10 protein-coding genes are annotated in these 13,070 nt (G+C 47.4%); 6 read left to right on the top strand and 4 right to left on the bottom strand.

Going from position 1 to position 13,070, the window contains the following annotated elements; genetic code table 11:
- Positions 1 to 7 precede the first annotated feature (7 nt).
- Complete coding sequence (locus MSG33_RS16185; protein ID WP_005379316.1) at positions 8 to 472, top strand: hypothetical protein; 465 nt, start codon at positions 8 to 10, stop codon at positions 470 to 472.
- A gap of 88 nt (positions 473 to 560) precedes the next feature.
- Here the strand turns inward: MSG33_RS16185 and MSG33_RS16190 are convergent, their stop codons facing one another.
- Positions 561 to 2,882, bottom strand: a complete 2,322-nt coding sequence (locus MSG33_RS16190; protein WP_248381452.1) for a Tex family protein — start codon at positions 2,880 to 2,882, stop codon at positions 561 to 563.
- Between the two features lie 229 nt (positions 2,883 to 3,111).
- Between MSG33_RS16190 and MSG33_RS16195 the strand changes: the two genes are divergently transcribed.
- The 5 genes from MSG33_RS16195 (at position 3,112) to envZ (ending at position 8,346) form a co-directional block, all read left to right on the top strand.
- The gene (locus MSG33_RS16195; protein ID WP_248381453.1) at positions 3,112 to 4,992 is read left to right on the top strand and encodes a RimK/LysX family protein; all 1,881 of its coding nucleotides are present in this window, start codon (positions 3,112 to 3,114) and stop codon (positions 4,990 to 4,992) included.
- A gap of 117 nt (positions 4,993 to 5,109) precedes the next feature.
- Positions 5,110 to 5,601 (top strand): transcription elongation factor GreB, encoded by a 492-nt coding sequence (greB, locus tag MSG33_RS16200; RefSeq protein WP_005394962.1) that lies wholly within the window; start codon positions 5,110 to 5,112, stop codon positions 5,599 to 5,601.
- 105 nt (positions 5,602 to 5,706) lie between these two features.
- Positions 5,707 to 6,102 carry a DUF1090 domain-containing protein gene (locus MSG33_RS16205; RefSeq protein ID WP_005394961.1) on the top strand — a complete coding sequence of 132 codons (396 nt, stop codon included), beginning with the start codon at positions 5,707 to 5,709 and terminating at the stop codon, positions 6,100 to 6,102.
- Between the two features lie 129 nt (positions 6,103 to 6,231).
- Positions 6,232 to 6,951, top strand: coding sequence for a two-component system response regulator OmpR (gene ompR, locus MSG33_RS16210; protein ID WP_005394960.1), 720 nt, complete (start codon positions 6,232 to 6,234; stop codon positions 6,949 to 6,951).
- A 102-nt stretch (positions 6,952 to 7,053) separates the two neighbouring features.
- Entirely contained in the window at positions 7,054 to 8,346 is a 1,293-nt protein-coding gene (gene envZ, locus MSG33_RS16215; protein ID WP_248381454.1) for a two-component system sensor histidine kinase EnvZ, read from the top strand.
- A 73-nt stretch (positions 8,347 to 8,419) separates the two neighbouring features.
- On the opposite strand, the gene MSG33_RS16220 is transcribed toward envZ, so the two are convergent.
- The 3 genes from MSG33_RS16220 to trmH all read right to left on the bottom strand — a co-directional run bounded on the left by MSG33_RS16220 (position 8,420) and on the right by trmH (position 13,060).
- The gene (locus MSG33_RS16220; RefSeq protein WP_248381455.1) at positions 8,420 to 9,808 is read right to left on the bottom strand and encodes a uracil-xanthine permease family protein; all 1,389 of its coding nucleotides are present in this window, start codon (positions 9,806 to 9,808) and stop codon (positions 8,420 to 8,422) included.
- A 233-nt stretch (positions 9,809 to 10,041) separates the two neighbouring features.
- Complete coding sequence (gene recG, locus MSG33_RS16225; RefSeq protein WP_248381456.1) at positions 10,042 to 12,123, bottom strand: ATP-dependent DNA helicase RecG; 2,082 nt, start codon at positions 12,121 to 12,123, stop codon at positions 10,042 to 10,044.
- A gap of 253 nt (positions 12,124 to 12,376) precedes the next feature.
- The gene (gene trmH, locus MSG33_RS16230; protein WP_047009403.1) at positions 12,377 to 13,060 is read right to left on the bottom strand and encodes a tRNA (guanosine(18)-2'-O)-methyltransferase TrmH; all 684 of its coding nucleotides are present in this window, start codon (positions 13,058 to 13,060) and stop codon (positions 12,377 to 12,379) included.
- Positions 13,061 to 13,070 lie beyond the last annotated feature (10 nt).

The following is a 13,070-nucleotide window of genomic DNA, read 5'->3' on the forward strand; positions in this document are numbered from 1 at the left end:
GTTCGCAATGATTGTGTCACCGACCAACGTAAGTGTGCCACTGATCGCCCCATCCGTGAATGTGCAGACGGAACAAGCAGCTCGCGACAATAAAGTCCGAGAGCCTGTGACGCCAACGGTCGCATTGGCCAAAACCAATGCAGAGCGAAAAGTAAAAGGCGATGACAAGCGCCGACGTCAGTCTTCTTGGGATCCTTCAGAGCATCCTGATTATGACATGGAAACAGAAGTCGACACGCGTTATCAAGAAGAGCCGGAAGATACACTAGAACGGCTTTTTAGTTTGCTTGCGCTCAAGTCGTACAGTGAAGACCAAGGTAAGGGCTACGCAATTCGTTTTCGCTTACCAAAGCGCATTTTGGATGCTGCGATCAATGAAGGATTAATGGAAAAGCGCAGGAAGGTGATCAAGTTTCATTATGGTCATGCAGTCGCTCCCCATACCCCGTCAGAAGTGATAGCAGTATTATGACGACTCAATATCCTACTCAAACAAAAACGCTCCAAGCAGATTGAACTGATTGGAGCGTTTTCTTTTTAGCAGTGAAACCTAGGTAAGGTTACTTTTTCGCTTTAGCAAACGCCGCCGCAAAAGCACCGCCCATTGCACTGTTCGATGAAGACTCATCGCTGCGAGGCTGACGACGTTGTGCTTGGTCATTACGACGTGGTGCGGCTGAAGAGCGTTGGCTACGGTTATCTTGACCCGGCTCGTCGTTCAAACGCATCGATAGACCAATACGCTTACGCTGTACGTCCACTTCCATCACTTTTACTTTGACGATGTCACCTGCTTTCACGACTTCACGTGGATCAGAAACATAGCGGTCAGTCAGCGCAGAAATGTGGACCAGACCATCTTGGTGAACACCGATATCGACGAAGGCACCAAAGTTGGCTACGTTCGAGACCACGCCTTCTAGTATCATACCCGGTTCTAGATCAGAAACTGAATTTACGCCTTCTGCAAACGTAGCGGTCTTGAATTCAGGACGTGGGTCACGACCCGGTTTATCCAGTTCTTTGATGATATCGGTAACCGTTGGGACACCAAAGTGTTCATCGGTATAATCCACAGCGTGTAAGCCTTTAAGGAATGCTGAGTCACCAATCAGTGCCTTGATGTCTTTGCTGTTTTTCTCAGCAATTGCTTTGACTACTGGGTATGCTTCCGGGTGGACTGCTGAAGCATCAAGTGGGTTCTTGCCGTCCATAATACGTAGGAAGCCCGCACACTGTTCGAACGCTTTAGGACCCAAGCGAGGTACTTTCTTCAACGTCGTACGTGCTTCGAAGCGGCCATTTTCGTCGCGGAAGTCGACAATGTTCTGCGCGATGGTGCTTGATAAGCCCGCTACACGCGTTAATAGTGCGGCAGAAGCCGTGTTCACATCAACCCCAACCGCGTTTACACAGTCTTCCACAATCGCATCTAGGCGTTTTGCCAACATAGATTGGCTTACATCGTGCTGGTATTGACCCACACCGATCGATTTCGGATCGATTTTCACGAGCTCAGCCAATGGATCTTGCAAACGACGCGCAATCGACACTGCACCACGCAGTGATACATCCATATTCGGGAACTCTTTCGCTGCGAGTTCAGAGGCCGAGTACACCGATGCGCCTGCTTCGCTGACGATGATTTTCTGAACTTTTAGGTTGCCGCGTTTGATTACGTCTGCGACAAAGCTATCGGTTTCACGAGAAGCCGTGCCGTTACCAATCGCAATTAAATCCACGTTGTACTTACGCACTAACTGGTCAACGATTTGCGCTGATTTGTCGTATTGTTTTTGCGGAGGGTGAGGGTAGATGGTTTCCGTAGCGAGAACTTTACCCGTTGAATCGACAACCGCGATTTTTGAACCGGTACGCAGACCAGGATCGAGACCAAGTGTTGCACGAGGGCCTGCCGGCGCCGCCATCAACAAATCTTTTAGGTTGGTCGCAAATACTTCAATCGCTTCAATTTCAGCACGCTCTTTCATTGCGCCCATTAGCTCGGTTTCCATGTGCATCGATACTTTGATGCGCCATGCCCAGCTGATCACTTGTTTGCGCCATGCATCTGCTGGTGCGCTACTTAACGTCACACCATAATGGTCGGCAATGATGGTTTCACAGTAAGATTGGCGAGCACCTTCTTCCTGCTCTGGATCAGCGTTCATGGCTAAAGTCAGGAAGCCTTCATTGCGGCCGCGCAACATCGCAAGTGCACGGTGAGAAGGGACTTTGCTCAGCGGTTCGTTGTGATTGAAGTAATCTTTGAACTTCTCACCCTCTTGCTCTTTTCCTTCAACGACTCGTGAGACAAGTTCCGCATTACGATTTAAGTGGTTACGGATTTTTTCCAGTAAGTTTGCGTCTTCAGCAATGCGTTCCATGATGATCGCACGGGCACCGTCTAGGGCGGCTTTGGTATCTGTGATGCCTTTGTCGGCATCAAGATATTTGCTTGCTTCGCTTTCTGGCTCGGTTTGCGGATGATTCCAAAGCATGTCAGCTAGCGGTTCTAGGCCGGCTTCAATGGCGATTTGGCCTTTAGTGCGGCGTTTAGGTTTGTAAGGTAAGTAAAGGTCTTCAAGACGAGTCTTGCTATCGGCTTGAATAATTTCTTGCTCAAGCTCAGGCGTCAGTTTGCCTTGCTCTTGGATCGATTTGAGAATGGTTTGACGGCGGTCATCCATTTCACGAAGGTAAGACAGACGGCTGTCCAGAGTACGCAGTTGGGTATCATCAAGGCCACCCGTCACCTCTTTGCGGTAACGTGCAATAAAAGGGACGGTGTTACCGTCATCAATTAGGGTGACAGCGGCGTTGACTTGCTCAGGGCGAACATTCAGTTCTTGAGCAATCATACGACAGATAGCTTGGCTCATCCGTGTTTTCTCTTTCAATTCGGTTTGGGTTGTATAGAACATTGGGGTCGTTCGAAGAATTTGCAATGTTTTAAATTAACGAGACAAAAATTTACCGGGCGCTGGTGGACATCAGTCAGATTTGTGTCAAAACTGTAATTAAATTGAGAACTTATATCCGCAACTATCGACTAACCTATATCCACGGTTATTGATATAACTAAATGTACCTCGGCTTATACGGATAATCATGATGAAAAAAATGTCTTTGGCGTTAGCGCTTACGAGTGCCTTACTTGTCGCCCCGCTTAGTTGGGCACAATCCATATCAGCAACCACACAAGACCCTGTATATCAGCTTGATGACAAGTTGGTGCTTGGACGAGTGGAGAGCGTTTACTACAGTGATATTCCAGAGCTAAAAGCGGTACCATTTATTGGCAAGATTGATACTGGTGCTGACACCACGTCTATGCATGCAGAGAACATCCATGTCAGTAGCTCTCATCCTGACTACCAGAACTTGAAAGACAACGAGTTGTTGTGGGCGATTGTCGATGATTTAGGTGGGACGAAGGCGAAGTGGGATGCCGATACTTTTAAACCATATCAAGTGAAGGTGAGCTTTACGGTTCCTCATCCTTACACAGGAAAAGAAATACAGATTACCGATGATCTGGAGCGAGTGAGCGCCATTCGTAGTCGAACAAGCAAAAAGCCTATTTTACGCCCGACGATAAAAATGCCGATGACGATTGCAGGCCACACCGTTGATACAGAAGTGAACCTGACCAAGCGCACGCAATTCTCTTCTCCTATCTTGATTGGTAAAACCTATCTCGATAACAATGCGTGGGTATTTGCTGGCTACGACTATCTTCAAGAGCAACCAAGCGCAAAAATGATCGGCAAAAAAGAGACGGTTGAAGTTGAGGGCGTGCCATACAAGATCAGCATATCAACCACCAGCCGCTACACCAACGTTCACGCACTGGATATCAAGGTTGATAAAAAGAACGATGCAGTTTCTTTCACGCTAGAAGGTGAAAACGGCAAGCGCCATCCAATGACGTTACCTTTGGTACGCATGCTGAAAACCACTAAGAGCGAGCGTCCGTTGGTCTACTTACCAGTGAAAATCGACGAAAACGAAACTCAACGTTGGTTAGTCTATTTGCGTGACCGCAGTAAGTTCAGTTCACAAATTCGCTTGGGTCAGGATGTCGCGAGCCAACACTTTGTGATTGATACCGACAGAGAAAACCTATTGGGCGGTGTTGAAAAAACGTTCAAGAGCGCACTCAAGTCAAAGCCCCTCGTGATTTCGCCGGAAGAACAAGTCACCATTGATGGTTATACCGTTCCTGCTTACCCCACGTTTACGGTGAAAACGCCATTACTGCGTGTAAATGGCTTTGAAGTAACAGAAAAAGGTAAGGATGAATCCGTCACGTTTTATTTAATGAACGATGAGGGTAAAGAAGAAAAAATTACCAAGCCTGTGGTGAAAAAGCTCAAAGTGGGTAGCACTGTGCGTCCCGTTGTTGATGGCGATTTCCTTTTCGGTAGCAAAGAGACATCAATGGAATTTGCACTCGACGTGCTAGATGAAGACGAGACGCAACCATTTTTCGTCTTTGGTCATGATATCGCCAAAGGCGGTGTGCTGCTGAATACTCGCGCCGACCATTTACTAGATGCAAGGCCACTTTTCAAAGCCGGTCATATCGAAGTGGCTGAAGTGGAAGGGATGTCTTTCCCTGTCAAATTGGACACTGGTGCTGACGTGAGCTCGATTAATGCCAAGGACATCAAGCGCTTTCAAAAAGACGGTAAAGATATGGTGAGTTTTACTTATGAAAACGATCTAGGCATGACCAAGGCGTTTACCCGTGAGGTGGTGGATGTCATGCGTATAACGGCCAAAAAAGGAGAAAAGGCCAATGAACGGCCTGTAGTAGAAATGCACGTTAAGCTTGGCGAGTTAGAGAAGAAGATCCGAGTCAATTTGCAAGACCGAGGTCGCTTCCATTACAGCATGATTTTAGGTAAAAACTTCCTAAAACATGGCGCGGTTGTTTCGAGTGATACGAATTACATCGTGACGCAAAAACCAGATTACGAAAAGTAGCACTCTGGCCGCCTTATTATCTTGATACCCAAAGCCCGAACGAAGCCAGTGCTTTGGGTATATCATCTCCTTAATGCTGCTCAAGAGCGGCATTTTTTAGTTGAGATAGGAGTTAACTTGAAAACTAAGCTGATTACCCGTGAAGGTTATAACAAACTCAAACAAGAGCATGATTACCTTTGGAATGAAAAGCGTCCTGAAATCACCAAAATTGTCACCTGGGCGGCGAGCCTGGGCGATCGCTCAGAAAATGCGGATTACACCTTCAATAAACGTCTGCTTCGTCAGATCGACCGTCGTGTTCGATTTCTTCGCAAGTTTCTGCCTGAAGTCACGATCGTTGACTATTCTCCGCAGCAAGAAGGCAAAGTCTTTTTCGGTGCTTGGGTTGAAATAGAAAATGAGGCAGGAGAGGTGAAGAAGTTCCGCATAGTTGGGCCTGAAGAGATTTATGGAGATGCGAAAGACTACATCTCTATCGATTCACCTATGGCGCGAGCGATGTTGAAAAAACAAGTGGATGAAGAATTCACGGTGCGAACCCCAGAAGGTGAAAAAGAGTGGTTCATTAACTCGATTGAATACAACAAACCAGCCTTGGAAGACTGAGGCTTTATCACCGATTCAAGTCTCTTGAAGTTCACTGGAAGTGACTTGAGTCTCAACGTCAGCTTATTGAATACAAAGGCATGTTGCCTTTCTCGGAGAAGTAAAATGAACAAAGCAGTCATGTGTAGCGCTGCACTAACAATAGGATTCTCACTCTCAGTTTTTGCTCAAGATGAAGTGAAAGGCTGTGACGCCAAAGAGTTAGCGGTAGAACAGCAGCTTGAGTATGCGAAAGCACAAGGTAATGAACATCGAATTAAAGGCTTAGAACAGGCACTTACCGCTATCCAGAATGAATGTTCGGAAGGTGAACTGCGTCAAGAACTGCAAGCGGAAGTGGACGAAAAGGCGCGAGACGTTGAGGAGCGTGAGCAAGAACTAGCGGAAGCGCAGCGCTCAGGGAAAGCAGACAAAATCGAGAAAAAACGTCACAAATTGGCAGAAGCACAACAAGAGTTACTTGAGGCCAAACGTGAACTGGAATGGAATTATGGCCAATAGTAGGTGCTGAAAATACCTGCTAGAGAGAAAATAAAGCGCTTAAGATAAAAAGAGTAACAATTTGCTTGAGCACGTTAGGAAAAACAGTGATACATTTTCGACAATAGATGCTTCTGAAAGGATGTTTCAATGCAAGAAAATCATAAAATTTTAGTGGTTGATGACGATGCTCGTTTACGTGCTCTATTGGAGCGTTACCTTTCTGAGCAAGGTTTTCAGGTCCGAAGTGTCGCCAATGGCGAACAGATGGATCGCCTACTAACGCGCGAAAACTTTCACTTAATGGTGCTGGACCTAATGTTACCAGGTGAAGACGGTTTGTCGATTTGTCGTCGTCTACGCCACGCGAACAACATGCTGCCAATCTTAATGCTCACCGCGAAAGGTGATGAAGTGGACCGCATTGTGGGTCTGGAAGTGGGGGCGGATGATTATTTGCCAAAACCATTTAACCCACGTGAATTACTCGCTCGCATTAAAGCCGTACTACGCCGTCAAACCGTAGAGTTGCCGGGCGCGCCAAGCACCGAAGAAAAAGTAGTGGAGTTTGGTGAGTTCCGACTCAATCTAGGCACTCGCGAGATGTTCCGCGGTGACGAGGCAATGCCACTGACCTCAGGAGAGTTTGCTGTCCTGAAAGCGCTCGTGACGAATGCGCGAGAGCCGATGTCACGAGACAAATTGATGAACATGGCACGTGGCCGTGAATATTCTGCGATGGAACGTTCTATTGACGTGCAAATCTCACGTTTGCGTCGCATGTTAGAAGACGATCCGAGCAAGCCACGCTACATTCAAACCGTGTGGGGGTTAGGTTACGTTTTCGTCCCAGACGGCAAAGAGGTGTAATCTCCTCACTCCATAGCCAGCACTTGGCTATAGCAACTTCAGCCTTCAAGTCCTTCCCTTAGAAGGCTGAAATTTCGCGATTAGGACCACCAGGAACGTTCCATGCGCATCCGAAGTTCACTGACACAATCTATTCTGCTGTTCATCTCTTTGCTCCTCGCTAGCCAAGTTTTCTCTTACTACGCCGTTTTTAACTACGCGTTGATGCCGAGTTTGCAGCAGTTCAATAAAATTCTCGCCCATGAGCTCAATTTGGTGCTTGATGATGAAGGGCCATTAAAATCTGATGCACCGCTGAGACGTCAATTATTAGAAAGGCTGGGGGTGACGGTTCACAGCTTTGACAGCGATAAAGCGGTTGAATTTCATCACGCGATGTCGATTGATTTGATGTCTGAAGAAATGAGCCAAGAGCTAGGTTCGCCGACCGAAGTGCGCTTATTGCTTGGTGATGAAAGTTACATCTTGTGGATGCACATCGAAAAGTTGCCGAACTCCATCATTCGTATTCCTTTATCTGAGCTGCAAGAAGAAGATTTTGCACCGCTGTTTCGTAACAGCTTGATTATGGCGCTGCTGATCATTGCTGGTGGTTGGTTGTTTATTCGTTTACAAAACCGCCCACTTTTGGCTTTAGAGAGAGCCGCGAAAGACGTCGGTCGAGGTGAAATCCCGCCACCGTTGGCAGAAAAAGGCGCATCGGAAATTCGCTCTGTAACCCGAGCGTTTAATCAAATGTCCAAAGGCATTCAGGAGCTCGAAGAAGATCGCGCCCTATTAATGGCGGGGATTAGCCATGACTTGCGAACACCGCTGACGCGCATTCGCTTAGCGACAGAAATGATGTCTCCCGAGGACAGCTACCTTGCTGAAGGGATCATTAGCGATACGGAAGAGTGCAATGAGATCATTAGTCAGTTTATGGACTACCTCAAACCGGTGAACAAAGAATCGTTTGAACCTGTGGATATCAGTACGATTGCCAGTGATGTCGCCAGTTCGGAAGGTGGTTATGAGGCTGAAATTGAAACGGATCTTAATCCTAACCTGCCACCAGCCAAAGGAAGCGCCATTGCGATTAAACGGGCGATCAGTAATTTAGTTGTCAATGCACTGCGTTACGGCAATGGCTGGGTCAAAATCAGTACCGGTGTGACGGCAGATAAGCAGCTAGTGTGGATATCGGTAGAAGACAACGGACCGGGTATCGAGCATTCTCAAATCGCAAAATTATTTGAACCCTTTACGCGTGGTGATACAGCTCGCGGCAGTGAAGGTACAGGGCTTGGGCTGGCGATAGTGAAGCGTATAATCAGCCAGCACTCAGGCTCTGTGGTGATGCGTAATCGCAGTGAAGGCGGTTTAATCGCTCAAATCAGCTTTCCTACCAAGTAAGTCGGTGACTGTACCATTTAAAACAAAAAGCCCAACCTAAACAGGTTGGGCTTTGCTTTTCTCTACAATCTTATTAAGACTCTTTTACTTCTTGAGGAAGTTCATCTTCGTCTTCCAGTTTCTCTGGCAGAAGTAGGTTTAAAATGATCGCTGTGATACCACCTGCAGCAACGCCAGTGGAGAAAATACTCTTAATAAATTCTGGCATGAATTGCAGAATCTCTGGTTTTTGCGCGATACCAAGCCCCATTGAGAAGGATAAGGCCATGATCAGAATTGCGCGGCGATCGAGCTCAACACGAGAGATAATACGTACACCAGCAGCAGCAATCGTACCAAACATGACAATCGTTGCGCCACCAAGTACTGGCTCAGGAATCAGCTGAACAAAGCTAGCGACACCAGGAAACAAGCCAAGAATCACTAACATGCCAGAAATAAAGTAACCCACGTAACGGCTCGCAACCCCTGTTAGCATAATGATGCCGTTATTCTGGCTAAAGGTGGAGTTCGGGAAAATGTTAAACACGGCTGCGATTGCAGAGTTTAAGCCGTCTGCTAACACACCACCCTTAATGCGTTTCATGTACACTGGGCCTTTGACTGGCTCGCCAGACACTTCGGATGTGGCGGTAATATCGCCGATGGCTTCTAGTGCGGTAATAAAGAAAATCAGCACCAGCGGAATGAACAGAGACCAGTCAAACGATAAGCCATATTGCATTGGTACGGGCAGTGCTACGATCTCGGTTGTGCCTAGCTGAGAAGTATCTACCATCCCCATAAAATACGCCATGATGTAGCCTACTAGCATCGCAATCACAATCGAAGCCACACGGATGTATGGGTTTTTAGAGCGGTTTAATATCACAATTAAGCCAAGTACCGTTCCAGCGAGCGCCAGTTTGTCTAAGCTGCCGAATGTGCCTTCATTTAATGCTGCGTAGCCACCGCCCATTGATACTAAGCCGACCTGAATCAGTGTGAGGCCGATAAGAGTGACGACAATGCCTGAAACGAGCGGAGTGATAATGCGACGGGCATGCTCTAATACGCGAGATAGGAAAATCTCTGCAAATGATGCCACTAAAATCGTACCAAAAATGGCTGCCATCATGGTGCTGATGTCTGCTCCACCTGCTTTCAGCGATAGGCCTGCACCAATAATAGGACCTAAAAAGTTAAAGCTGGTGCCTTGAACAGAGAGTAAACCAGAGCCAATTGGGCCAAAGGTGCGAATTTGAATAAACGAAGACACGCCTGACGCAAATAAAGACATGCTGATGATGGTATTCGTTTGGTCTGCTGGTACACCCAAAGACTGACAGATGATCAGTGACGGAGTGATAACCGCGACGAACATCGCCAATAAGTGCTGAAGTGCGGCAAAAATGGTTTGAGGCAAAGGTGGTCGATCATTGAGTTGATAGACCAGTTCCGAAGATCGGTTTGAAGTTGTCATTGTTTGTCTCGCTAGTCGCAATATATTCCCAGATCTCGCTGAATGGGAGAGCAGGGTGGAGTTGACGTCGTTACCTGTGATTGCTGTTAATCAGAGTCAACTCAGGTTGGTGGAGTGTGATGCAACACACTTAAAAATTTGTGCGCGATTATAGAGAGATCTACCTAAAAAGCAAACGATTGCTTTGGTTTTTAGCGTATTAAAAAACGAGCCATTTGGCTCGCTTTTAATCACTATGCTTTGGAGTAAATATCCCGCTCACCCAACCAGCGATCAATAATTGCTGTTGCGTTAGTCGGGTAATTGTCATGAATATGACGCGCAATGCGCTGAACTTCGGGAATCAGACGTTGATCTCGAACTAAGTCTGCGATTTTGAAATCAGCAAGACCAGTCTGTTTTGTACCCAAGAGTTCGCCTGGGCCACGAATCTCTAAGTCTTTTTGTGCAATGACGAAACCATCGTTACTTTCACGTAGTACTCCGAGACGTTTTTGCGCGGTTTTCGACAGTGGAGAGTGGTACAGCAGCACACAATGGCTAGCAACGGAACCTCGGCCCACGCGACCTCTCAACTGGTGTAATTGTGCCAAACCAAGACGTTCGGGGTTTTCGATGATCATCAAGCTAGAGTTTGGCACATCCACGCCAACTTCAATCACCGTCGTTGCGACCAGCAAATGCAGTTTATTGTCTTTGAAATCTTGCATCACCGCTTGTTTCTCTGCCGGCTTCATTCGGCCGTGTACTAGACCAATTTTTACGTCCGGTAGCTTACGTTGAAGCTCTTCAGCGGTATCTGCCGCGGCTTGCGCTTCTAATACTTCCGACTCATCAATCAGAGTACACACCCAATATGCCTGCTTACCTTCGTTTAAGCAGGCATTTCGGACACGCTCGACGATGTCGTCACGTTTTGTGTCAGGAATGGCGACGGTTTGAATCGGCGTTCGACCCGGAGGCAGTTCGTCAATCACGGAAGTTTCCAGGTCAGCGTATGCGGTCATCGCTAACGTGCGAGGAATAGGCGTTGCCGTCATGATCAACTGATGTGGGTAGGCGCCTTGTTTTGCGCCTTTTTCACGTAACTCTAATCGCTGATGGACACCGAAGCGGTGCTGTTCATCAATGATGACCAAAGCAAGGTGATGAAATTCAACGTGCTCTTGGAATAGCGCGTGAGTACCCACTACCATTTGTGCTTCACCACTGGCAATGCGAGCCAGCTCGGCTTCCTTTGCCTTACCTTTGAGTTTGCCCGCTAACCAACCGACTTGAATGCCCATTGTTTCAAACCAGTTGGCGAAGTTGATCGCGTGTTGCTCAGCCAATAGTTCGGTTGGTGCCATGAGTGCCACCTGATAGCCGTGCTCAATGGCACGAACGGCGGCCAGAGCGGCAACCAACGTCTTCCCCGATCCCACATCACCTTGCACTAGGCGCATCATTGGGTGGGGTTTTTCTAAATCGGCTTCAATCTCTTGTACTACTCGGGTTTGAGCGTTCGTAGGAGAGAAAGGCAGTTGGGCTAAAAGCTGCGTTTTTAGTTTATTGCAAGGACCGAGAGGTAACGCTGAATCCTTCTGGCCTTTGCTACGCACCGCCAGCATCGATAAGTTTTGTGCGAGCAACTCTTCCATGATCAAGCGGATTTGAGCAGGATGTTTGCCTTCGTCAAACTCATCTAAATTAATGGTTGGTGGTGGGCGATGAATGGTGTGCAGCGCTTGCGACATCGTGATTTGATGGTTATACAGCCCGGCTGGAAGTAATTCCTGCACTGCGGTTTTATCAAGCAGCGCTAAAGCTTGTTCGGTAAGGTTGCGCAATGTGATTTGGCGTAAACCATCTGTAGTGGGATAAACAGGGGTTAAGCTCTGTTCTACATCGGGCTTTTGATCGCTGACGTAAAACTTGTAGTCAGGATGAACAATTTCCAAGCCCATGCCACCGCGCTTAATTTCACCGTAAGCATGTACTAACTTACCTTGTGTGAAATTGTTCTTCATGGCCGCGGTAAAGTTGAAAAAGCGCAGCGTGATAGTGCCATTACCGTCGCTGATTTTTACCGTTAACATTTTGCGCTTACCGAAGATGGTGTCGACTGCCATGACCTTGCCTTGCACGGCCGCCCAAAGGCCAGCATGCAGTTTGGCAATAGGGTAAATACGGGTACGATCTTCGTAGCGCAGTGGAAGATGAAACAGCAAATCTTGAACGCTATGTAAGCCAACTTTGGCGAGTTTTTCTGCGACTTTCGCGCCAACCCCAGAAAGGGAGGTTAATGGGACGGCAGATAACATTTGGGCGGACATAGAGGGCTCAAGAAAATGGTTAACATAGCAGTATGTTAACCATGGAGCTGTGTTTTTGTACAGGAAAAAATAGTCATGCTTTAGTTAGTGTCATGATTTGACTGATAACCTATCATTCCGAGGAGCTTTAGCGACATCAGGAATCTATTTCCAACAAGTATGTCGTTGAAGTTAACACTATCAGCATCAGCACACTCGGGAATTAGATCCTGAATCACGCTCCTTCGTCGCTGTTCAGGATGACGAAAGTCTGTTACTTGCTTTGCATCTCTTGCCACCACGCATCATCGGCGATGATTTGGCCTTCGTCATCGAGTGGCGGGTAAGCGAGCCTTTTGCGTTTCGCGACTTTTGCCAGCACTGGGTGACCACGTTCAAAGAGAATACGGTTGATTGTTTCTTTAGGTAGAGCGCTTTCTTCTCGGTCGTACATGCCTGCGGCTTCACGTTGACGTTGCGCTTCATACAAAATTACGGCACTGGCAACCGATACGTTTAGTGACTGCACCATGCCCACCATCGGGATAATAATGTCTTGATCGGCAAGTTGTTTGGCTTGCTCTGAAGCGCCAACTTTTTCACTGCCTAAAATGATTGCCGTTGGTTTGGTGTAGTCGATCTCGCGAAAATCGACGGCGGTGTCCGAAAGGTTGGTCACCAAAACCTGCATACCTTGCGCTTTAAGTTCGGTAATCGCAGTTTCAATCGAATCGTGAGTATCCACTTCCACCCAGTTACGCGCGCCAGCTGAGGTATGGCTCAGCGTACGCATTTTGTCAGGCCAAATTGCATGAACTTTGTGTAAGCCTGTCGCGTCAGCGGTGCGGATCACAGCAGAGACGTTGTTTGGCTTATGCACTTCTTCGAGACAAAGTGTCAGATCAGTTTGGCGAGTTTTTAGGACTTGGTGAATGCGGTTGTAACGTTCTAGGTTCATATTTATTGAG

Source organism: Vibrio sp. 1CM7H, assembly GCF_023161645.1.
Lineage (GTDB): Bacteria > Pseudomonadota > Gammaproteobacteria > Enterobacterales > Vibrionaceae > Vibrio > Vibrio diabolicus.